Source organism: Halotalea alkalilenta, from assembly GCF_001648175.1.
GTDB lineage: Bacteria > Pseudomonadota > Gammaproteobacteria > Pseudomonadales > Halomonadaceae > Halotalea > Halotalea alkalilenta_A.
This window is the reverse complement of record NZ_CP015243.1, coordinates 2,990,761-3,012,617: the sequence shown is the minus strand read 5'-3', so window position 1 is coordinate 3,012,617 and position 21,857 is coordinate 2,990,761. Positions and strand designations below refer to the sequence as shown.

At 64.1% G+C, this 21,857-nt stretch carries 21 protein-coding genes; 7 read left to right on the top strand and 14 right to left on the bottom strand.

Annotated elements, in window-relative coordinates; translation table 11 throughout:
* Positions 1 to 51: 51 nt before the first annotated feature.
* The 6 genes from A5892_RS13515 to fliF all read right to left on the bottom strand — a co-directional run bounded on the left by A5892_RS13515 (position 52) and on the right by fliF (position 6,694).
* Positions 52 to 1,443 (bottom strand): flagellar hook-length control protein FliK, encoded by a 1,392-nt coding sequence (locus A5892_RS13515; protein ID WP_064123247.1) that lies wholly within the window; start codon positions 1,441 to 1,443, stop codon positions 52 to 54.
* 62 nt (positions 1,444 to 1,505) lie between these two features.
* On the bottom strand, positions 1,506 to 1,943 hold the full coding sequence (gene fliJ / locus A5892_RS13510) for a flagellar export protein FliJ (RefSeq protein WP_064123246.1): 438 nt from the start codon (positions 1,941 to 1,943) through the stop codon (positions 1,506 to 1,508).
* The gene (fliI, locus tag A5892_RS13505; protein WP_064123245.1) at positions 1,940 to 3,340 is read right to left on the bottom strand and encodes a flagellar protein export ATPase FliI; all 1,401 of its coding nucleotides are present in this window, start codon (positions 3,338 to 3,340) and stop codon (positions 1,940 to 1,942) included. The genes fliJ and fliI overlap by 4 nt, the downstream gene beginning before the upstream one ends.
* Position 3,341: 1 nt before the next feature.
* A complete protein-coding gene (locus A5892_RS13500; RefSeq protein WP_064123244.1) occupies positions 3,342 to 4,019 on the bottom strand; it encodes a FliH/SctL family protein in 678 nt (225 codons plus the stop codon).
* Positions 4,012 to 5,025, bottom strand: coding sequence for a flagellar motor switch protein FliG (gene fliG, locus A5892_RS13495; RefSeq protein ID WP_064123243.1), 1,014 nt, complete (start codon positions 5,023 to 5,025; stop codon positions 4,012 to 4,014). Before fliG ends, A5892_RS13500 begins: the two co-directional genes overlap by 8 nt.
* Positions 5,006 to 6,694 (bottom strand): flagellar basal-body MS-ring/collar protein FliF, encoded by a 1,689-nt coding sequence (fliF, locus tag A5892_RS13490; RefSeq protein ID WP_064123242.1) that lies wholly within the window; start codon positions 6,692 to 6,694, stop codon positions 5,006 to 5,008. Before fliF ends, fliG begins: the two co-directional genes overlap by 20 nt.
* Before the next feature lie 377 nt (positions 6,695 to 7,071).
* Here fliF and fliE point away from each other — a divergent pair, with 377 nt between their 5' ends.
* From fliE to A5892_RS13475, 3 genes are all read left to right on the top strand, one after another.
* Positions 7,072 to 7,410: a flagellar hook-basal body complex protein FliE gene (gene fliE, locus A5892_RS13485; RefSeq protein WP_064123241.1), complete on the top strand. Its 339-nt coding sequence runs from the start codon at positions 7,072 to 7,074 to the stop codon at positions 7,408 to 7,410.
* 67 nt (positions 7,411 to 7,477) lie between these two features.
* Positions 7,478 to 7,858: a hypothetical protein gene (locus A5892_RS20810; protein ID WP_223302670.1), complete on the top strand. Its 381-nt coding sequence runs from the start codon at positions 7,478 to 7,480 to the stop codon at positions 7,856 to 7,858.
* Positions 7,859 to 8,729: 871 nt separating this feature from the next.
* Positions 8,730 to 10,058: an IS110 family transposase gene (locus A5892_RS13475; RefSeq protein ID WP_064122123.1), complete on the top strand. Its 1,329-nt coding sequence runs from the start codon at positions 8,730 to 8,732 to the stop codon at positions 10,056 to 10,058.
* Between the two features lie 166 nt (positions 10,059 to 10,224).
* Here A5892_RS13475 and A5892_RS20805 read toward each other — a convergent pair whose 3' ends face one another.
* The gene (locus A5892_RS20805) at positions 10,225 to 10,596 is read right to left on the bottom strand and encodes a flagellar protein FlaG (protein ID WP_082890461.1); all 372 of its coding nucleotides are present in this window, start codon (positions 10,594 to 10,596) and stop codon (positions 10,225 to 10,227) included.
* A gap of 109 nt (positions 10,597 to 10,705) precedes the next feature.
* Positions 10,706 to 11,524, bottom strand: coding sequence for a flagellin N-terminal helical domain-containing protein (locus A5892_RS13465; RefSeq protein WP_064123240.1), 819 nt, complete (start codon positions 11,522 to 11,524; stop codon positions 10,706 to 10,708).
* A gap of 329 nt (positions 11,525 to 11,853) precedes the next feature.
* Between A5892_RS13465 and A5892_RS13460 the strand changes: the two genes are divergently transcribed.
* A complete protein-coding gene (locus A5892_RS13460; protein WP_064124505.1) occupies positions 11,854 to 12,561 on the top strand; it encodes an RNA polymerase sigma factor FliA in 708 nt (235 codons plus the stop codon).
* Positions 12,562 to 12,600: 39 nt separating this feature from the next.
* Here A5892_RS13460 and A5892_RS13455 read toward each other — a convergent pair whose 3' ends face one another.
* From A5892_RS13455 to A5892_RS13435, 5 genes are all read right to left on the bottom strand, one after another.
* Entirely contained in the window at positions 12,601 to 12,972 is a 372-nt protein-coding gene (locus tag A5892_RS13455; RefSeq protein ID WP_223302669.1) for a helix-turn-helix domain-containing protein, read from the bottom strand.
* Positions 12,957 to 14,657 carry a methyl-accepting chemotaxis protein gene (locus tag A5892_RS20975; protein WP_064123239.1) on the bottom strand — a complete coding sequence of 567 codons (1,701 nt, stop codon included), beginning with the start codon at positions 14,655 to 14,657 and terminating at the stop codon, positions 12,957 to 12,959. The genes A5892_RS13455 and A5892_RS20975 overlap by 16 nt, the downstream gene beginning before the upstream one ends.
* 69 nt (positions 14,658 to 14,726) lie before the next feature.
* The gene (locus A5892_RS13445; RefSeq protein WP_064123238.1) at positions 14,727 to 16,259 is read right to left on the bottom strand and encodes an acetyl-CoA hydrolase/transferase family protein; all 1,533 of its coding nucleotides are present in this window, start codon (positions 16,257 to 16,259) and stop codon (positions 14,727 to 14,729) included.
* A gap of 303 nt (positions 16,260 to 16,562) precedes the next feature.
* Positions 16,563 to 17,066 carry a transcriptional activator RfaH gene (locus A5892_RS13440; RefSeq protein ID WP_150123553.1) on the bottom strand — a complete coding sequence of 168 codons (504 nt, stop codon included), beginning with the start codon at positions 17,064 to 17,066 and terminating at the stop codon, positions 16,563 to 16,565.
* 185 nt (positions 17,067 to 17,251) lie between these two features.
* Positions 17,252 to 18,853, bottom strand: a complete 1,602-nt coding sequence (locus A5892_RS13435; protein ID WP_064123236.1) for a TerC family protein — start codon at positions 18,851 to 18,853, stop codon at positions 17,252 to 17,254.
* A gap of 363 nt (positions 18,854 to 19,216) precedes the next feature.
* Between A5892_RS13435 and A5892_RS13430 the strand changes: the two genes are divergently transcribed.
* The 3 genes from A5892_RS13430 (at position 19,217) to A5892_RS13420 (ending at position 21,376) form a co-directional block, all read left to right on the top strand.
* Positions 19,217 to 20,215 (top strand): adenosine deaminase, encoded by a 999-nt coding sequence (locus tag A5892_RS13430; RefSeq protein WP_082890459.1) that lies wholly within the window; start codon positions 19,217 to 19,219, stop codon positions 20,213 to 20,215.
* Between the two features lie 438 nt (positions 20,216 to 20,653).
* Positions 20,654 to 20,875, top strand: a complete 222-nt coding sequence (locus tag A5892_RS13425) for a hypothetical protein (RefSeq protein WP_064123234.1) — start codon at positions 20,654 to 20,656, stop codon at positions 20,873 to 20,875.
* A gap of 141 nt (positions 20,876 to 21,016) precedes the next feature.
* Complete coding sequence (locus tag A5892_RS13420) at positions 21,017 to 21,376, top strand: hypothetical protein (RefSeq protein ID WP_064123233.1); 360 nt, start codon at positions 21,017 to 21,019, stop codon at positions 21,374 to 21,376.
* Here A5892_RS13420 and A5892_RS13415 read toward each other — a convergent pair.
* Positions 21,361 to 21,852, bottom strand: a complete 492-nt coding sequence (locus A5892_RS13415; protein ID WP_064123232.1) for a MarR family winged helix-turn-helix transcriptional regulator — start codon at positions 21,850 to 21,852, stop codon at positions 21,361 to 21,363. The two genes, A5892_RS13420 and A5892_RS13415, sit on opposite strands and share 16 nt — an antisense overlap.
* Between the last annotated feature and the right edge of the window lie 5 nt (positions 21,853 to 21,857).

Genomic DNA, 21,857 nt, shown 5'->3' with positions numbered 1-21,857 from the left:
TCCCGAGCGGCGTTGCTACGCACCAAGGCCGTGGTTCGCGATGTGCGGTGGTCAGGCGAATAGATCGACTCCCCCCGAGAGCCGGGGTGTCTGCTGACTGGCACCCGTCGCTTGTTCGTCGGTGGCTCCTGCGGACGCAGCCGCTTCGATCGAGTCAGGCTGAGTGAGGGGGGCATCCGGGCGCTGGCCGCTGCCTTGCTGAAACGCTTGCTGCTGACCCGCGAACCCGCTCGTGTCGCCGTTCTGGGAGAACTGCGGCTGTGCGCCGTTTTGCTGCTGAGTCGTCGTGGCGGTGGCCGAGGGGCGTTCGACGAGCTGTGCCTGGGCAAGGGTCAGGCCGCGTTCGCTGAAGGCCTCGCGCAGCTTGTCGAGCGAGTCGTCCAGCGCTTTGCGGGTCTGTGGGTGGGCCATTTCGAGACGGAGTACGGCTTGGGATTTGGTATCGACGCTCAGCGATACCGACAGCGGCCCAAGCTCTGCCGGGTTGAGGCTCAGTTCGAGCGTGCGCACGCCAGGGGTATTGCCGAGGCCGGTCAGGCGGGTGGCCAGCGAGTTGGTCCATTCCTGCTCGCCAACCTGCTCGGTCAAGGTGGCACTGGGCACTTCGCTGCTGCTGGCCGCTGGGATGGAACTGGATTGTCCCTGCGGTGAGGCCGTCAACGCAGCCGCTGGCACGGTGGTGATCGTGTCGGCGGCGCGCCCACTGACCTCTGCGCTGGCGGGCTTGAATGAGCGAAACCGGTTGAGACTGTCTTCAAGGCTCAGGTCCGCACGCGACCGGAGCGTGGATGAGCTGGCTGGGCTGAATGCCTCACGCGCGGTGCTGGGCGCCGAGCGCACTTCGGTTTGGGGGCGCTCGACCGCGGTGTCGTCAACGCTGTCAGAGGCGGTGTTCGCGGTCGTGGCGATACCCGATGCCTGTTGGACGAGCGCTCGTGCTTCTTGCGGTAGGACGCGTGAGTCGATGACCGCTCGCATGGTCGCCGGGGTGTCGGGCTGGTGATCTGCGGACGCTGCGGCGGGAGCTGGCGCGACCGTCGCTTGCGGCCTGCTCGAGACACCGTTCTCCGCGGGGAGTGCTTCCACGGGGAGCGCAGTCGCGGCGTCTTTGGCGACGCCGGCTTGGTTTGGCGATTCGGTCCTCACCGATGGGGCATCGGCCGAGCTCGAGGAGGGCGGGTTGACCAGGGCGATGTCCGGGAGCGCTTCAGCGGCTTCGGTTTCGCTCGTCCCGCCCTGGTCGTGATCGCCGCCTTCTGGGGCGATCGTGCGTGGCTGGCCGACATCCGCGGATGAGTGCGGCTGATGGGCCAGCCCCGGCTGCGGCGAGAGTGATGAACTTGCCTGATCGAGCAGCGAGGAGAAGCTCGCGTCTTGCTCCGCACGGGGAACGAGGTCGCGCGTCGTGTCGATGTTCGGGCTCGGATTGAAGGCGATCTGCATGGCGTTTTTCCCCTGCGTGAAGCGAAACTTGTCGGCGCGGCCGGGATGAGGGTCGATGCGTCCTAGGTGTACTGCGACTGGGCGCGACTGGCGTACTCATCGTTGCGAAGCTGCTCCAGGCGTCGCTCGCGGTGGTTCGCATCCTGCTTGCGTCGGCTGGCGAGGGTGGAGAGTGCGTCGACCTTGCGCTGGTCCTGTCGCCAGGTCGCGAGCCCCTGTTCGCGGCGTACCTGGTCGTCGTCGCGGCGCTGTCGCTGATGCGCGATCGCGGTATCGAGCGCTTCGAGGAAGCGGCGCTGGTTATCGAGCTGGCCGGGCGATACCCCCTGGGCCATCGCCTCGCGCAGACGGTTACGATAGCCCTGGCGATACTCTTCGAGCTGGCTTAGCTGGCTTTCACTCGCGCCCAGCGCGCGTTTCAGTTCGGCCAGCGCGAGCGTCGCACTATCGCGGCGCTCGGTGGCGAGATCGATCAGCATCTTGAGTGACTGCTCGCTCATCTTGGTCGGCTCCTTGACGCACTGTTGCCCTGCTCGATCAAGTCGAAGAGGGCCTGGACGGCTGTATCGAAATCGGCGCGTTCGTCGATTCGCTGGCAGAGGAAGGCCTCGATCATCGGTTGCAGCGCGATCGCCTGGTCGAGCAGTGGGTCGCTGCCGGAGACGTAGGCACCGACGTTGACCAGGTCGCGGTTGCGCTGGTAGTGGGAGATCAGCCGCTTGAGACCCTGGACACAGTCGAAATGACGACTATCGACCAGCGCCGTCATCGCGCGGCTGATCGAGGCTTCGATGTCGATCGCCGGATAGTGGCCGGCTTCGGCCAGCGAGCGCGACAGTACGAAGTGCCCATCGAGGATCGCTCGAGCCGCGTCGGCGATCGGGTCCTGCTGGTCGTCGCCTTCGGTGAGCACGGTGTAGAAAGCGGTAATCGAGCCGCCGCCGGGCGCTGCGTTGCCCGCGCGTTCGACCAGTGCCGGTAGCCGGGCGAATACCGAGGGCGGGTAGCCCTTGGTGGCGGGGGGCTCGCCGATCGCCAGCGCGATCTCGCGGATCGCCATCGCATAGCGGGTCAGCGAATCCATGATCAGCAGCACATTGCGCCCCTGCTGGCGAAAGTTCTCCGCCAGCCGGGTGGCGTAGGCCGCGCCCTGGAGGCGCAGCAGCGGCGAGCAGTCGGCGGGTGCGGCGACCACCGCGGCCCGGGAGAGTCCCGATTCGCCGAGGATGTTCTCGATGAAGTCCTTGACCTCGCGTCCGCGCTCGCCGATCAGTCCGACCACGATCACCTCCGCCTCGGTGAATCGGGCCATCATCCCCAGCAGCACGCTCTTGCCGACCCCTGAGCCTGCGAAGAGCCCGAGACGCTGGCCGCGGCCAACGGTGAGCATCGCGTTGATCGCGCGCACCCCGACATCGAGCGGCTCACGGATCGGTGCGCGCTCCAACGGGTTGAGGGAGGTGCCGCCAAGGGATTGCGAGACCACGTCGCGAAGCGCTCCCTGGCCGTCGAGCGGGCGGCCTCGCGCGTCGACGACGCGCCCGAGCAGACCGTCTCCCACCGGCAGACGCTGGGACATGCCCCCTTTTTCGTCGAGCGGCCAGACCCGAGCGCCGGGCACTACGCCGGCGATCTCCTCGAACGGCATCAGATAGAGCGTGTCGCGGGTGAAACCCACCACCTCGGCCTCGGCGAAGCCGCCTTCATTCGCTAGCTCCACTCGGCAGCTGGCGCCCAGCGGCAGGCGCAGGCCGCCGGCCTCGAGTACCAGGCCGGTCGCCCGCAGCAGCCGGCCGCAGGTGCGCCAGCGGGGGAGTGCGGCGACCGCGGCACTCGCGCGAGCGAGCCGGTCGAGGCGCTCGGTGCGCAGCGTCTGGGTATCGAACGAGGTGCTCATCTCAGTGCGCCTTGTGGCCGACGGCCAGGCGCAGTCGTTCCCAGCGGTCGCTGCGGCTGGCGTCGATCACCTGGTACATGCTTTCGAGCTGGCAGTCGCCGCGTTCGAGAGCGGGGTTGGCGCGCAGCTGCCAGCCCGCCGCGCGCAGCTCGGCGTCGAGGCGTGTCTCGACCAGCGCTAGATCCTCAGGATGAAGCAGCAGCGTTGGTGGGGCGTTGGACTCGAACGGTTCTTCGAGCAGTGCCTGGACATCATCGACGATGTATTCAGGCGCCAGTCGCAGTGCGTCTCCCGCGAGCACTCGACCGACCTCTAGCGCAAGCTCCGTGGTGGCGCGAGCGATGGTGTCGTTCTCCTCGCGCAGCGCGGCTTCGAAGCGCCGTGCCAGTTCGGCGAGCGGTGCCACCAGGGTGTCCAGGCGCTGGTCAAGACCCTCTAGCCCGGCTCGCTGCGCGGCCTCGAATCCTTCCCGCTGCCCCTGCTTGAAGCCCTCTTCGCGACCCTGTTCGAAACCCTGGGCGCAAGCGCGTTCCTTGGCTTGTTCGAACAGTGCGCGGCTGATCTCCGCCTCGGCGTTGCGCTTGGTACGCGCCGGCGCGAGCTTGTCCGCGGGCGTCGGCTGCGCGGAACCCAGGTCGTGGAGCCGCCAGGGGCGCCAGTGGCGAGGATGGTCAGACATAGTCCTCCTCGCTGTGGCCGAGGTTGATTTCGCCCCTTTCGGCGAGTCGGCGGGCCAGCTGGGTGATCGCCTTCTGTTCGGCCTCGACCAGGGTGACCCGGATCGGGCCGCGCATCTGGATGTCGTCGCGGAGGATCTCGGCGGCGCGGTTCGACATGAACGAGAAGAAGTGCTCGCGCAGCGCCTCGTCGGTTCCCTTGAGCGCGATCGCCAGCGAGTTGCTGTCGACCTCCTGGATGATCCGCTGGATCGCTTGGCCGTCGAGGTCGATCAGGTTGTCGAACACGAACATCTGATCGACGATCTGCTGGGCCAGCTCCTCGTCGTAGGCGCGTACCCGGGAGATCACCTGCTCCTCGAAGGAGCTGCTCATCAGGTTGAGGATCTCGGCTGCGGGACGTACGCCGCCGAGCTTGTCGCGCTTGACCTGTTTGCCGCTGAGCATGCCGCCGAGCACCTGGTCGAGCTCGGCGAGTGCGGCGGGCTGAACGCCGCCGAAGGTGGCGATGCGCAGCAGGATGTCGCTGCGCTGGTCGTCGTCGAGCAGGTTGAGCACGTTGGCGGCGTGGCCGCGCTCGAGATGGACGATGATGGTGGCGATGATCTGCGGATGTTCGTCGCGGATCAGCTCGGCGATCACCTTCGCTTCCATGCCGTTGAGCGAGTCGAGCCCGGTGCTGTTGCTGGCCTCGAGAATGTCCGAGAGCAGCTCGGTGGCGCGATCCTCGCCGAGGGTCTTGGTCAGGATGCCCTTGAGGTGCTCGGTCGAGTCGATGTTGATCGCGCTGAACTGGTCGAGCTCGTCGTCGAAGTCGTTCATCACCTCGGTGACGCGCTCGTTGGAGAGCGGGCCGAGGCCGGCCATCGCCCGGCTCAAGCGCTGCACGTCGTGCATGCTGAGGTGCTTGAACACATGGACCGCGGTCTCTTCCTCGAGCGCCAGCATCAGAATCGCGCTGCGCTCGAGCCCGGCGGTGAGGTTGAACTCAACGTTGGCGCTGGTCATCTTCGTTCATCCATCCCTTGAGGATCATCGCGATCAGGCGGGGATCCTTGCGTGCCTTTTCGCGGACCCGTTGGATCCGCTGTTCGTCCTGGCGTTTGCGGGCCAGCTGATTGCGCTGCTCGTGGATCTGCGCCTGCTGCTCGGCTTCCACGCGGCTGGCGGTCTGCATCGCCTCGCTTTCGGCCTCGGCGACTATGCGTGTTCGCTCCTCGCGCTCGACGCGCTGGCGGTTCAGGGCCGGCCGGACCAGCCGTCGCCACAGCAGCCATGCAACCAGGGCGATCGCGAGGTAGCGGGCATACTCCAGTGCCAGCTCGATCAGGCGCGGGTCTTGCCACCAGTTCGATTCGGCCACGACGTCGATCGATTCGCTGAATGGGGCATTGACCACTTCGAGGCTATCGCCGCGGCTTTCCGAGAATCCCATCGTCTCGCGTACCAAGCGGCTGATCCGCTCCAGCACCTCGGCTTCGAGCGGCTGGGCCACGCCTTCCGCGTCCGCGCGATAATTGACTGCCACCGCGACGGAGAGCCGGTTGATCGCCCCGCGCGCTTCCCTGACATGGCGCACCATGCGGTTGAGTTCGTAGTTGACCGTTTCACTGCGCTGCATCGAGGAGGGTGGCCGGTTGGGTTCGTCCTGCTCGTCGCCCTCGGCCTGCTCGCCCTGCTGGGCGTTGATCGTCTGTGGCTGTGATTCGGGAGCCTGGTTGGAAAGCGCACCGGGTACGCCGCCGATGCCATTGGCACCGAGCTGCTCGGCATCGTTGGACTGGCGGCTGCGCACCGCGGTCGACTGTGGATCCGCGTTGGGATCGTAGTGTTCCTGGGTGTGCTCGGCGCTCGAGTAGTCGATGTCGGCGGTGACCGTGGTAAGCACGTTGTCGCGGCCGACCAGGGCGCCGATCAAGGCCTCGATCCGCTTGCGCAGCCGCTCCTCGACCTCCTGGGTGTATTTGAGCCGGGCATCGTCCGCACCGGCGTCGCCGAGGCCGCTTCTGGTCAGCAGGTTGCCGTTCTGGTCCACCACGCTGATGCCATCGATCGGCATTTCGGAGACGCTGCTGGACACCAGGTGGGTCACCGCGGCGACCTGGGAAGTATCCAGCGCCCTGCCCGGATGGAGTTCGACCACTACCGAAGCGCTTGGCGTGCGGCGATCGCGAACGAACACCGTCGGCTGCGGGATCGCCAGATGGACGCGCGCCGAGGCGACGGGACCCAGCGTCTCGATCGAGCGGGCGAGCTCGCCTTCGAGCGCACGCTGGTAGTTGACGTGCTCGGTGAACTGGCTGACCCCGAACGGCTGGGCATCCATCAGCTCGAAGCCTACCGCGCCGCCTTTCGGCAGCCCGAGGCCCGCGAGCGTCAATCGGGTACGGTCGATCTGCTCCGCGGGAATCAACACCGTGGAACCGCTGGCGGAGAAGCGATAGGGAATCTGCATCTGCTCGAGCTGGGCGACGATGGCGCCGCCGTCCCGGTCGCTCAGGTTGGAGTAGAGCGGCTTGTAGTCGGGCGAGCGCGCCCACAGCAGCAGTACGATGAGAATCGCGAGGGACGCAGCGATGGCTACCGCCACACCGATCAGTGGCGCTGTGCGTAGCTTGGCCAGCGCCTCTTTCAGTCGGGCGGGGTCCAGCCCGGTGCGGGCGTTCGCTGAAGTCATGTCTGGCGCTCGCAAGCGGCGAGGGAGCGAGACGAAGGCTGGTAGCTGATCAAGATCACCGGGTGGGACGTCCTTGGCACGAAGCACCCGCTGCGATCGCGGTGCATTGGGTGTAACGGTGTGTAAATACAGATGTCACCCATTATTGGCCCCGGGCCTGCGTAGCAAACCGACGAGTAGGTCGATAAATCGGGCTCATTTACGCCGATCGAACTGACGCGCCAGTGGTAGCCTGCGATCGACATCCTCGTCTCGTCGCATCCGCCTGGGTCTGATCCGGCGGCATGCCCGGCGTTCGAGGGTGAGTTTCCTTCCTGGGTCTCATCGATGGATCGGTGATCGATCGTTGATTGAGCCTCGCTGCAATGAGAGATGCCATGACCGTTGCCTCTGGCGCCCTAGCCAGCGCCCTGCAGGCGCTGGAGGCCACCGCCGCCCAAGCTGCCGGTGGCGTAACCCGCATGCTCCGGGCCGATGATGCGAACCGCGATGGGCTCGACTTCGCCGCCTCGCTCAAGCGTTCGATCGATCGCGTCGATAGCGTGCGTCAAAGCGCCGAGATCCAGTCCCAGGCCTACGAACGCGGTGACCCCGGCGTCTCGCTCAACGACGTGATGATCGATCTGCAAAAGGGCAGCATCGCGCTGAACATGAGCGTCCAGGTGCGTAACCGGCTGGTCAGCGCCTATCGTGAAGTGATGAACATGCAGGTGTGAGGGTCGCTTTCCCCTTGGGTTGAAGCGTCGTCTGGATCGGCCGTTGTGACTTTTGCACATTCACAGCATGGCGACTGAAGATGACTCCAACTCACTGCAAGGTCAGGAACAAGCGCAGCTGCGCCGTCATTTCGTTGGCTGGATCAAGCGTGTACTGCTGCCGCAGTGGGTTCCCGCCGACGAGTTGCAGGATTGGACCACTCTGGATGAACTCAGCGAGGTGCAAGGTATGTTGACCGAACGGGCGAAGAAATGGCCGCAGCGGTGGCTGGAGGAAGGGTTGGAGAAAGGGCTCGCCAAAGGGCGTGAGCAGGGACGCGAGAGTGCGCTCATCGCCACTGCGCTCAGCATGATCAGTCGAACCGAGATGGATGATGCGACGATCGCCGACTTGGTGGGCCTACCGGCCGAGCAGGTGCGGGCACTGCGTGAGCAGCGCAGGGGTTGAATCCGACGGGGGAATGGCGTTCGTGTCCTTCGATTCGCTGCGCTCGCTCAGGGCGCTCGGAGAACATCTCGTCTCGAACCACGGCCTTGGCGCTGCCGCTCGATCCCTCGACTGGCGTTCCCGACTGTCGCGATGAGCCGGCACCTCGGTGAGTAGGAACGCCGCTCGGGACGAACGGGTAGGTGTGGTTGCCGAACCCTGGATCCGGAAAACCTCATTCGCGCCCTTCGATGCGCTTCGCTTACTCGGGATGCTCGGATAGCCGGCGAGGAATGAGCCACCCAGGCCGTTCGTGGTGAGCCGGCGAGGAATGAGCCACCCCCAGGCCGTTCGTGGTGAGCCGGCGAGGAACGAGCCGAGTCGAACCACGGCCTTGGCGCTGCCGCTCGATCCCTCGACTGGCGTTCCCAACTGTCGCGATGAGCCGGCACCTCGGTGAGTAGGAACGCCGCTCGGGACGAACGGGTAGGTGTGGTTGCCGAGCCCTGGATCCGGAAAACCTCATTCGCGCCCTTCGATGCGCTTCGCTTACTCGGGATGCTCGGATAGCCGGCGAGGAACGAGCCACCCAGGCCGTTCGTGGTGAGCCGGCGAGGAATGAGCCACCCCCAGGCCGTTCGTGGTGAGCCTCCTGTGCCATCGCGATGGCACTGCGCATGGACCTTGAACCCGAGTAGCATGGCTGTGTTGCCGCAAGCAGCGTGGCCGCATGTCTTTTGGTGCCGGGTGCCCGGTGGTGAGAATGGCTCTGGTCGTGGGCTGCTGCGCATTATGGTGAGCCTGGCTTCCCGTTGGAAAGATTTGTCTTCCCAGAACACGACCGGGCTTGCGGTAACCCCTTCTCCATCGACCCGTTCCCAGGAGCTATAAGATGGCCCACTTACCGGTATTGGATCCATTGGCAGCCTTCGTGGATGTCGGCAGCGAGCAGATGCATGTGTCGATTGCCGGGGGGGAGCCGAAGGTATTCGGCACGTTCACGGCACAGCTGCATGAGCTACGCGACTGGCTGTTGTCGCAGAAGGTGAAGTCGGTGGCCATGGAGGCCACGGGGATCTACTGGCTGCCCCTGTACAGCGTGCTGGAAGCCGCGAAACTACAGGTGCTGATGGTCAACGGTAAGCACACCCGCAATCTGCCGGGTCGCAAGACGGATATGAAGGATTGCCAGTGGGGAGCGACGTTGCACGCGCACGGACTCTTGCGGGCAGGCTTCGTGCCCCCAGCCGAGATCCGGCGCTTGCAGGATTACCTGCGACTGCGCCAGGACCACATCACGCTGGCCGCAGGGCATGTGCAGCATCTGCAGAAGGCCTTGGAGCGGATGAACATCAAATTGCACGATGTCATCAGCAACCTGGTGGGCCGCAGCGGCATGGCGGTGATCCGGTCGATGCTCGAGGGTGAACGCGATCCTGAGCGACTGCTGGCTTTGTGCGACGTGCAGATCCGCCAGCAGAAGGCCGAACGGATCAAAGCCTCTCTGCAAGGGACCTGGGCCGAGGAGCATCTGTTCGCGTTGCGCCAGGCGCTGGAAAGCTGGGAGCACTACCAGCGTTTGATCAGGGCTTGCGACCAACAGATCGAAGCGGTGCTCCGTTCGATCGACGTCGATCCTCCGACGTCGCCGCCGTCCAAGGCGCACAAGCGAGGCGGTGCCAATGCACCCCAGATCGATGACCTGCATCCGATGCTGGTGGCTCTGTGTGGAGGCAATGATCTCACCGTGCTTCCCGCCCATACGGACTACAGCGTCCTGCAACTCATAGGTGAAGTGGGAACCGACCTGACCCAGTGGCCGACCGAGAAACACTTCACCGCTTGGGCCGGGCTGGCCCCCGGGAGTCATCAGAGCGGTAAGCGCCAACGCTCGGCCAAGCGCAGGCGTAATCGTGCTGGGCGCCTGTTTTGCGTCATGGCCCGCAGCCTCGCTCGCAGCAAACACATTGCGCTGGGCGGTTTTTACCGTCGGATGGCGGGTCGCCGAGGTGGATTGATCGCCAATATCGCCCTGGCGCGCAAACTCGCGGCGCTGTTCTGGCGCGTCATGGTCAAAGGATTGGACTATGTCGAACACGGACTCCAGTACTACGAGGCACAGGCGCTGGAAACCAAGCAACGTTCCATGCGTCGACTCGCCAAGCAGCTCGGGTTCTCCGTGACGCCTATCCAGACTGAAGCTCAAAATGCTTCTGCCTGAAAGTTGAGGAAGAACGATATGACGACCGCCCAATCTCCCCCTGATCATCCCCCTGTCGAGGAGAACTCGGAGGGGGTTCATGGAAAGCCGGCGAGGAACGAGCCGAGTCGAACCACGGCCTCACCGCCGCCGCTCGGGACGATCGGAGGGTGGCGAACAGTCGGTCTTACGCCCACTCATCCAACAGGCTGCCGGGGGTGACGCTGCCGGTTTCCAGGCGCGTTGCGATTCTGAGCATCTCTTCGGAGGGGATTTGACGGATCAGCTCGCCGCTGGTGCGATCGACCACTTTGATGATCAGCCGATCGCTGCCTTCGTCGATCTCGAAGGTCACGCCGAGGTCGGCGAACGCTTGCTGGGCGATTTCCAGTGCGTTCAATGGCGCTTGCGGTTCCATCTCCCGCTCCACGGCGGGTGAGTTCCGTTCGGCTTGAGGCGCCTCGACCTGGGGTAGAGCAGTGGCGAGGGGCTCTGTCGCGGCTGGGAGGGTGGCGCTGGGGAGTTGGGTCGACTGCGGCGGAATCGGCGGAAGGGTCATGCCACGCTCCTTGATCTAGTTATCAAGCGTCATGCATCAAGCGGGAAGCGAACCTGGGGGATGAAAAAAGGGCGCCGCGGCGCCCTTTTCGTTGCCTGCTCTCGCTCGCTTACTGCAGCAGGGACAGGACGTTCTGCGGACGCTGGTTGGCCTGCGCCAGTACCGAGGTGCCAGCCTGCTGGAGGATGTTGGCGGTGGTCATGTTCGACACTTCCTGGGCGTAGTCGGCATCGGCGATCTGCGAACGGGCCGCCGAGAGGTTGGTCGAAAGCGCTGCGTTGCCGTCGATCGCCGATTCCAGACGGTTCTGCTGGGCACCGAGCACGCCGCGCGCGTTGTCGATGGTGTTCAGCGCGGCGTCGAGGGTCGCGAGCTGCGTGGAGGCATCGCCACCTTCTTCGACGGCGAACCCATCAAGTGCCAGCGTAGCGAGGGAAGTGTCCTGCAGTGTCAGTTCGATGGTCTGGCCGTCATTGGCGCCGACCTGGATGGTGACGCTTGCGTTGGTGCCATCCAGCAGGTTGATCCCGTTGAACTGGGTCTGTTCGGTGAGGCGGGTGATTTCCTCGAGACGCTGGTCGACTTCGGATTGGATCGAGGCGCGGTCATCTTCGGTCAGCGTACCGTTGCTGGCCTGGACCGTCAGTTCACGGATGCGCTGGATGTTGTCCTGCACCTGGCCAAGGGTGGAGTCGGCGGTCTGCGCCATCGACAGGCCGTCGTTGGCGTTGCGGTTAGCCTGGTTGAGGCCGGTGATCTGGGCGCTCAGGCGGTTGGCGATGCCGAGGCCGGCCGCGTCGTCCTTGGCACCGTTGATCCGCTGGCCCGAGGAAAGACGCTCGATCGCGGTGTTGAGCTGGCTCTGCGATCTGCTGAGGTTGTTCTGTGTCATCAGCGACAGAGTGTTGGTGGAGATGACTTGTGCCATGGCTCTATGTCCTTGAATGCTTGGGCCCTTGTGGGCGCGGGCTTGGGTCTTCGGCGCTGCTCGCCGTCGCATAGTGGTTATCGACGTGGATCGACTTTGCTTTAGGAAAATTGCGCATTCTTTGCGTGGCGGTCATCGATCCTGGGCTGCGTCATCGTTCGGTCAGGGGGGTAAAAGCGCGGTTTTTCCGGCGATGGCGGGGTGGCCATCAGGATGACAATGGGCAAAGTGCTCGCTTTCGCGGTTTCGATACCCGCGGGCACGGGAGCACAGGATTGTCATCATCCGCGGGCGTTGGCCCGCTTCGCTGGAGGTATCGAGAAGTGGCGATCTACACCGCGAAGGGGCGGCTGGAGCGCGCCGCACTGATCGAACGCTACCTGCCCATGGTGCGCCGTCAGGCGCTGTCGCTTTCCGTGCGGCTACCCTCGAGCGTCGAGCTCGAGGATTTGATCCAGTCCGGGATGATCGGGCTGCTGGATGCGCTCGAGCGTTTCGATCCGAGCCTGGGCACCAGTTTTCCTACCTATGCCTCCCAGCGCGTGCACGGCGCGATGGTCGATGAGCTGCGCTCGCGCGACTGGCTGCCGCGCAGTGTGCGTCGGGGCTATCGCGAGGTCGAGCGAGCGATGCGCGAGCTCGAGCAGCGTCACGGCCGCGCGGCGAGCGAGCGGGAGATCGCCGAGTATCTCGATATGTCGCTCGAGGCCTATCGCCAGCTGATCGGCGAGGTCAACGACGGGTTGTTCTCGACCTTCACCGAAAGCAGTGAGGACGATCAGCCCACCAGCAGGGTCGATGAGGAGCTGGCTCCCTTCGTCGCGCCGGACCAGGCCTGCCTCGATGCCGAGCAGCGCAAGCGTTTGCATGATGCGATCGAGATGCTGCCGGAGCGCGAGCGGGTGCTGCTGGCGCTGTACTACCAGGAGCAGTTGAACCTCAAGGAGGTCGGTGCGGTGCTCGGCGTCACCGAGTCCAGGGTCAGCCAGCTGCATTCCCAGGCGGTCGCTCGACTGCGGGTGAAGCTTCGCTGGTAGCCGGGCTGTCATCTCTGCGCGAGCGCGTGGTTGCCTGTGTCACCCTATCGCCAGCCGGACCGGCTCCCCAACCCGGCTCAGCATCTCCACTAGCGCGTCGATGGTGAACTTCTCGGTTTTCTTGTTCACCACATCGGACACACGCGGGCGCGATACCCTCATGATCTTCGCGGCCTCGGCCTGCTTCAGGTGATGCTGCGTAATCCACTCGGCCAGCGCCGACAGCAGTTGCTCTTTGAGCCGCCGCGTGTCGTTGATCTGCTGGCGCGAAGCGGCGTGCAGCCGGGTGGCTTCCTCGGCCGAGAACCCCGAGCGTCTTCCTATAATGCTCGCCGCCTGGCGGACGTCAAAAAGCCCGCACGCTGGCGGGCTGGAGGTGTTCGTTTGCGCGGGGGTCAGAACTCGGTCCACTCTTCGACTGATTCGCTCTTCGATGCCACTCGTTTGTCACCTACCGGTGTCCTGAGTGCTGGCACTTTGGTCGCCGATGGCAACGTGGAGGAGGGGCGGGGCAGCGACGGCGCTTGGCTGGTCTCGCGGGCATTTTCGTCACCCAGGCGGAAGCGCTCTACGGTCTCGGCAAGCTCGGCGGCCTGACGTTCGAGTGAGGCGGCGGCGGCGGCGGCCTGCTCGACCAGCGCGGCGTTCTGCTGGGTCACGCTGTCCATTTCGCTGACCGCTTGGTTGACCTGTTCGATGCCGTCGCTCTGCTCCTTGGAGGCGGAGGCGATCTCACTGACCAACTGGTTGACCTCGCGAATGCCGTCGACCACTTCCTGCATGGTCTTGCCTGCGCTCAGCGCAATCTGGCTGCCGGCGTCGATCTTGCCGCTGACGTTCTCGATCAGGTTCTTGATCTCGCCGGCCGCTTCGGCCGATCGGGTGGCGAGGTTGCGTACTTCGCCGGCCACCACTGCGAAGCCGCGGCCGTGCTCGCCGGCGCGGGCTGCTTCCACCGAGGCGTTGAGGGCGAGGATGTTGGTCTGGAAGGCGATACCGTCGATCATCGCGATGATCGATGAGATCTGGCCTGCGGTATTCGAGATGTCCTCCATCCCGCCGACCACTTGCTTCATCTCCTCGCCGCCGCGTTCGGCGACGCCGGTGGCGCGATTGGCAAGGCTGCGTGCCTGTTCGGCATTGGCGGCGTTCTGGCGCACGGTGGAGGTCATCTGCTCCATGCTCGAGGCGGTCTCCTCGAGCGATGCGGCCTGCTGCTCGGTACGACTCGAGAGGTCGGTGTTGCCTTGAGCGATTTCGCGTGCGCCGTGATGGATCGCCTGCGCGCCTTCGCGGACCTGGGAGACGTTGTCCTTCAGCATGTTCTGCATCTTGCCGAGCGCGGCGTAGAGCTGGCCGATCTCGTTGCGTCCCAGTGTCTCGATCGGCCTGGAGAGATCACCCTGGGCGATACGCTCGAAGTGCGACTGGGCGCGGACGAGCGGGGTGACCACGCTGCGGCGCAGCATCAGGAAGGTGACGACGCAAAGCATCAGCGAGAAGAGCAGGCAGGCGGCCATCACCAGGGTGTTGCGCAAGTTGGTTCGGTCCGTAGCGGCTTCGACTTCGGCCGCGCGCTGATTGCGGAAGTCCAGGATCGCCCGGATCGCTTGGTTGAAATCGGCGTTGGGCTGCACCGCATTGAGCGTCAGCGCATTCAACCCGTCGACATCCGAGCGGCGCGCATAGTTGAGCGTCGGTTCTATGATATTGGCGACGTAGCCGGCGAAAGCGGCGCCCAGCTGCTGGTCGATGACGTTGACGGCGCTGGAGGTGCCTTCACGGGAGAGATAGGCATCGAACGACTGCTGCACCTCCGCGAGCAATTGCTCCGCGCTCTGGAGCGCTTGGCGCTGCTGGGCGAGATCACCGCTTCGACCGGCGATGGCTGCGCGAATCGACGTCAACCGAACCTGGCGCAGCTGGCTGTAGGCATTGATCATGCTTTCGGACAGTTGCGCCTGGCGGGCGGTGTCCTCCCGTAGCCGGTCCATCGAGGAGAAACTCAGCATGGCGATGCTTATCACCAGCACGAAGAGCGCGAAGCTCACCGACAGCGCTATACCGAGCTGAAGAGTCAAACGGAGGTTTTTCATGGGACGCCCGATGATCCAGGAATGTGTATTCCGATAGATCGACCGAGCGCCCGTAAACTTGACCTTTTTCTAGTTCTTGTCGATGGAATCCGGCTTTCGACCAGCGCTGCTGAAGACGCGCATACTGCCATCGCGCTCCAGCGCCTGGTGCCAGGCAAGGGCCTGCTCGAGGCAGTGCGGGGTCTGACCGCCGCGAGCGCAGGCGCGCTCGAAGTAGTCGCGCAGCGCGTCGCGATAGAGCGGGTCGGCGCAGTTGTCGATCAAAAGCGGTGCGCGCTCGCGCGGTGCGAGACCGCGCAGGTCGGCGAGGCCATGCTCGGTGACGATGATGTCGACATCGTGCTCGCAGTGGTCGACGTGGCTTGCGAACGGCACCAGGCTCGAGATGTCTCCGTCCTTGGCCAGGGCCTTGGTGATGAAGATCGAGAGCTGGCCGTTGCGGGCGAAGTCGCCCGAGCCGCCGATGCCGTTCATCATCCGGGTGCCGCAGACGTGGGTCGAGTTGACGTTGCCATAGATGTCGATCTCGAGCGCGGTGTTGACCGCGATCACCCCGAGCCGACGCACTACGCCGGGGTGGTTGGAGAGCTCCTGCGGGCGCAGCACCAGGCGGTCACGATAGGCGTCCAGGTTGGCCCAGACCCGTGCGCCGCACTCCTCGGTGAGGGTGATCGAGCTGCCGGAGGCGAAGCTCATCTTGCCGCTGTCGAGCAGGGCGAAGGTGCTGTCCTGGAGTACTTCGGAGTACATCGTCAGGCCCTCGAACGGCGCCGAGAGCAGCCCTTCCATCACTGCGTTGGCCATCGTGCCGATGCCGGCCTGAAGCGGGAGCAGGGAGTTGGAAAGGCGCCCCTGCGCCACTTCGGAGACGAAGAATTCGATCAGGTGGTCGGCGATCCGCTGAGTGTCGGGATCGGCGGGCTTGCAGTTCGATGGGCTGTCGTAGCCGTCGGTAAGTACGATGGCGGCGATCTTGGCCGGGTCGATCGGAATGTAAGGCAGGCCGATACGGCTGTTCGGTGCGGTGATCGGGATCGGGGTGCGCTTGGGGCGCATCTGCGGGATGTAGATGTCGTGGAGCCCTTCGAGCGCCATGGGTGAGTTGAGATTGAGCTCGATGATCACACGCTCCGCGAGGATCGCGAAACTCGCCGAGTTGCCGACCGACGCGGTTGGCACGATGCCGCCTTCCTCGGTGATGGCGCAGGCTTCGATCACCGCGATGTCGAGGTTGCCGAGCTGCTTGTTGCGCAGCAGCTCGACCGTTTCGGAGAGGTGCTGGTCGATGAACATCACCTCGCCGCGGTTGATCGCCCGGCGCAGCGTGGTATCGACCTGGAACGGCATCCGTCGGGCGAGCACGCCGGCTTCGGTCAGCTTGGCGTCGATGTCGTTGCCGAGCGAGGCGCCGGTCATCAGGGTGATCGAAAGCGGTGTCGAGTGTGCCCGCTCGGCCAGCGCCAGGGGGACCGCCTTGGCCTCTCCTGCGCGGGTGAAGCCGCTCATCCCGACGATCATGCCGTCATCGATCAGTTCGGCTGCCTGCGCGGCGCTCATCAACTTGTTGCGCCAACCCGGTAGCCGGCAGCGTTGCTCGCTCATCAATCGTCTCCAATCGTTACTCGTCTATGGCGCTGCCTCGGAATTCCTCGCAAAACCGGTTCATATCCCTCGACTCGCCGTGAGTGTCCGTCGGCGGGCTCGGGATGCGCCAAAGCTCGTCGAGCCTCGCTTCACTCGGACGAGCCGGTCTTGAAAGGAATTCTTGTCGTTGGCTGCGCTGGGCACCATGGCGGTAGGGTCGCTGCGCCGCTAACACCTTGGTCTAAACAGATACTCTATGATCATCGGTCCACGGTGTAGAGGACCGAGCTTAATTATTTGCGTACGTCGTGTGCCGAGGCGCTAGAGTGCGCTCGGATCGTTGAGCGATTCGATCAGGTTGAGCAGGGCGATCACTCGCTCCTCGCCGCTTCGCTTGTCCAGGATCAGCGCCAGCGGCGAATGCTCGGCGGGGTCGAGCGGAGCAAGCCGCGGGCGCAGGGAGACGTAATGGTTGATCGGATCGTCCTCGCGACGCTCGGCATGGGATTTGAGCATCTCGATCAGTTCGTCCGGCACCGGCGTCGGCTCGAGCCCGAAGCTCACCAGCCGCAGCACGCCGCGGGTCGAGCGGATCGGGCGCCAGTTGCTGTCGACGCGGTTGAGGCGGATGAAGAGGTAGTAGGGAAACAGCGGCTCGACGCGACGGGGAGCACGCCCACCGCGCGGGGATGGATTGCTCACCAAGGGATGGAATATCTCGAACTCCTGACGGGCGAGGTTCTCCGCTGCGCGGATCGACTCGCCTCCCTTGCACTGGATCGCGTACCAGCGAAAAGCGTCCAGGTCTTGCGTATCGCGTGTCATGCTCGACATCCTTGCATCCATGTCTACGCGGCCCGACGACCGGCGAGTACCGCGCCTGCGCGGACGCGTCGCCAGCTTCGGCGCCGAATGAGAGGCGCAGATTAACATGTATACCCGCGAGAGAAAGCGCGAAAGCCCCGAAACGCGGGCGCTTCGGGGCTTTCGATCGTGTCGCTCGGGCAGGCTCAGTGGGTGGGCTGCTCGTGCTCCTCATTGGCTTCTTCGCGTACCAGCCGCACGCGCATGATCCGATGGCGCTCGACGTCGCTGACCTCCAGGCGCCAGCCCTCGACGCTGGTCACCGCACCGATGTAGGGCAGCGACTCGAGGCGGTCGAGCACCAAGCCTGCAAGGGTAGTGTAGTCGCGCCCGGTCGGCAGCGGGACCGGCAGGTACTGGTTGATGTCGTGGATGTCCTCGCTGGCATCGACGTCGTAGCAGTCGGGTGACACCTCGGTAACCGCTGGCGTCGTCGCCTCGCCTGGTTCCGGCAGCTCGCCGGCGATCTCCTCGAGGATGTCGGTGGTAGTGGCGATCCCGGTCAGGGTGCCGAACTCATCGACCACGAAGGCGAAGCTCTTGCCGGAGGCGCGGAAGTGTTCCACCGCGTCGATCACCGACACGTTCTCCAGCAGCACCAGCGGCTGCTCGATCATCTCGCGCAGGTCTTCGGGCTTTTCACCCGCCAGCAGCGGCGCCAGCAGTCGCTTCTTGCTGATCACCCCGAGCGGCTCGTCGGTATGTCCGTCCTCGATCGCAACCAGCCAGGAGTGCCGGCTGTTGGCCAGCGTCTCGAGCTGTTGCTCTATCGGGTCGAGCACATCGAGGGTCTCGAGCTCGCGGCGCAGGGTGATGATCGCCTCGATCGGCTTGTCGGCGAGCGACAGTACCCCCATGACCATGCGGCGTTCGTTGGCGTCGAACAGTGCCACCGGCTCGTCGCCCCTGCTGGCGTGCTCCTGCTGTGAATTGAAGACGCTGTTGGTGTGCACCGACAGATCGCTCCCACCGATCAGCCGCATTACCGCTTCGGTGGTGCGGGCACGGCGGCCGCCGCGCCAGGACTGATCGGACTTCGAGCTGCGCCGACGCAACTCCTGGAGCATCTCGATCAAAAGCGAGAAGACGATCGCGCCGTACAGGTAGCCCTTCGGAATATGGATGCCGAGGCCTTCGCAGACCAGGCTGAAGCCGATCATCAGCAGGAAGCCGAGGCACAGCAGGATCACCGTCGGATGCTTGCTGACGAAGACCGTCAGCGGCTTGCTGGCGATCAGCATCACCACGACCGCGATCACCACCGCGATCATCATCACTTCGATGTGCTGGACCATGCCGACCGCGGTGATCACCGAGTCGATCGAGAACACCGCGTCGAGCACGACGATCTGCATCACCACTACGCCGAAGCTCGAATAGACGACGCTCTTGCCGCTGGCGCGGTGACTCGCCGGCGAGATGTGTTCGTGCAGTTCACTGGTCGCCTTGTAGATCAAGAACAAGCCGCCAACGATCAGGATCAGGTCGCGTACGCTGACCTCGAGATCCGCAATGCTGAACAGTGGCTGGGTCATGCCCATCAGCCAGGAGATGCTGGCGAGCAGTCCCAGGCGCATCAAAAGCGCCAGCGACAGACCGATCACTCGCGCGCGGTCACGCTGCTCGGGAGGCAGTTTATCGGCGAGGATGGCGATGAACACCAGGTTGTCGATGCCGAGCACCAGCTCGAGCAGGATCAGCGTCAGCAGTCCGGCCCAGACGGTGGGATCCATCAGCCACTCAAACATGGTGTGCCTCCGTGGAGGAGGAGCGCGAAGTGCGGGTGGTGGGGAAAGCGTAGGGCGCTAGGGTCGCGCACGTGGGAGAAGTCGGGGCGAGGCTCATCGTTGAGCGTCTACAGGGCCCGTCTGTGGATGCGTTCAAGCAGGGTGTTCCATGTGATTGGGAAGTTGCCAGTCTATGGACTTCTGCAACACTTGACTAGTGGATGAGAAGCAAATCCACCGGCGCGCTGAAGTGCCTGCCAATATTTTGTATATTAAGGAAAAATTGCATTATCCGGCGTGCTGGTCGCGCGCCTCGCTCGCCGTCGTCGCGGGTCGGTGATAGTGTCCGCGCTACCCTTATCATTGATGGATTGGAGTCTCTTCATGGAAGAGTTCATTCGTGGCTTGCCGAAGGTCGAACTGCACCTGCACATAGAAGGCGCGCTCGAGCCCGAACTGATCTTCGCTCTCGCCGAGCGCAACGGTATGACGCTCGACTTTCCCGATGTGGCCGCGCTCAAGAGCGCCTACGCCTTCTCCGATCTGCAGTCGTTCCTCGATCTTTATTACAGCAACATGCAGGTACTGCTCACCGAGGAGGACTTCTTCGACCTGACACTGAGCTATTTCGCGCGCGTCGCCCGCGACAACGTGATGCACTGCGAGCTGTTCTTCGACCCGCAGGCGCATCTCGCCCGCGGCGTGCCGATCGCGACCCAGCTCGCCGGTATCGAGCGAGGTTGCCAGGAGGCGCTGCGACGGTTCGGGATCACCAGTCACGTGATCCTGAGTTTCCTGCGCGACATGAGCGAGGAGTCCGCGCTCGAGACCCTCGAGGTGGCACTGGCCCATCGGCATCGCTTCATCGGCGTCGGGCTCGACTCCGCCGAGCGGGATCATCCGCCTGAGAAGTTCGTCCGCGCCTTCGCCAGGGCGCGGCAGGAGGGCTTGAGGCTGGTTGCCCACGCAGGCGAGGAAGGGCCGCATCACTACATCAGCGCCGCGCTCGATGAGCTCGGGGTCGAGCGGATCGACCACGGGGTACGCTGCGTCGAATCTCCCGCGCTGATGTCGCTGCTCGCCGAACGCGGCACGCCGCTCACGGTCTGCCCGCTGTCCAACCTGTATCTGAAGGTGTTCGGACAGATGAGCGAGCATTCGCTGCCTCGGATGCTCGAAGCGGGTATCAAGGTGACGCTCAATTCGGACGATCCCGCCTACTTCGGCGGCTACATGAACGACAATTTCCTCGCCGTCCAGGAGGCATTCGGATTCGGTCGTGGTACCTGGATCGAGCTGAGCCGCAATGCGATCGAGGCGAGCTTCGCCGAGCCCACGCGCAAGCGGGAGATGCACGACGCCCTGTCGCGCTACGTGGGCTGAACGAGAGGCGTGGGTGAACCTGGATGGGTGAACCCATGTAAAGAAGCGGCCGGCATCGTCTGATGCCGGCCGCTTCCAAGGGAAATTGTTTTTGTGGAGGTTCGGTCAGTCTTTATAAAGGCCGTCTACATGGCTGCCTGAAAGCAGTGTGGCGGCAAACAGGGTTGCGAGCAGGCTGGCTGCGGCAAAGGTGAGCAACGTTGCGATCAACATGGGTTCATCCTCCACGCACGGGAATGAATGTGTGCGTTTGTCGAAGCGAAGTATCGATGTTACGGAATTGTGTCGCCATACGCTTTTAGTCAGCAAAGACCAAAGTATCGTTCCGTTCGCACGTGCCATTGTGTTGACGAAACGTATCCGTTGGTGAGCACTCCGAGCGTTCGGCATGCTTGATGCTTAAGCTATCGATGAACTTCGACCGAGGAGGGTGTGACCGTGAACCAGGCTGGATGGTATCTCATCGCTTACAGCTACTTCGGCCAACCGGGAGAGGAGGTGATGGCGCTGTTGCGCGCTCCCGATGGAGGGGAGTCCAGCATTGCGGTGCCATGCGAGGGTGAAAGCTATACCGAATGGAGCGAAGAGGAGATCCTCTCCCGCGCGCTACTGGCGATGCACAGTGAAGGGGCCTTGCAGCGGCGCAGTGCACCAGGCTGAGTCGCGACCGTAGCCGGCATCCACGCCCGCGTGGTAGCTTGGAATGGACCGAACCCGGGGGGTCGAACGATGTTCGATCCTTCGTCTCGACCTGAAACTCGGGCCATATTCGCCCGGGCGCGCCATCCAAGAGAAACTCGCATGTACAAGCGTTTGGCCTTTGCCGCTACTTTTTCCGTCTGCCTCGCCACCCCCGCCTTTGCCGACCAGCTGATCGACGAATACTTCTCCTCGATGCAGTTCGTCGTCGATACCGCCAACCAACTAGGCGAGCCTTGCGTTGACTCGCTCGCGGGCGACAGCGGTGAATCCACCCCCCAGTGCCGCTCCTTCGAACAGGCCTACGCCATCGTCCTCGACGAGAGCGACCGGCTCAACCAGGGCATGCGCGATGCCCAGCGCGGCTTGCCGGCCAACGATCCGCGGTTGGCCAAGCTCCAGGCCGATACAGATCGACTCAACGGCTACATGGACGAATATCATCGTTATCTCGGCGATTGAGCCGGGTGGGCGTTCACGAGCTGCGGGAGAGCTGGCCGCGATGAGCGCCGGTCGGTGCTCTGCCAAATGATCTCGGTGGCTCGCGCGAGGAGTTCGTTGAGCTCGCCGAACTCCTCCGGCGGGAGACTTTCACTCAGGCGCTCGACCATCAGGTCATAGCAGCGCAAGCACTCCTGCTTGATCGCATCCCCCTTGTCGCTGAGCGAGTAAAGGCGCGAGCGGGAATCCAGCTCGCAGGGCTCGACCTCCACCCAACCGCGATCAGCGAGCTTGCCGAGCATTTCACTGGCCGACGATTTCGACACGCCCAGTAGATGAGCGATGTCGGTGAGCCGACTGCTGCCCAGATTGGCGATGCAGCGCAGGTAGTCCGCCTCAGCGAAAGTGAATTGCTCCACCTCGTTGTGCTTGAAATTGCGGCGCCAATGACGCCAGAGATAGCTGTCCAGGAGCTCGAGGGAGTCGCCCAAGTCCATATGTT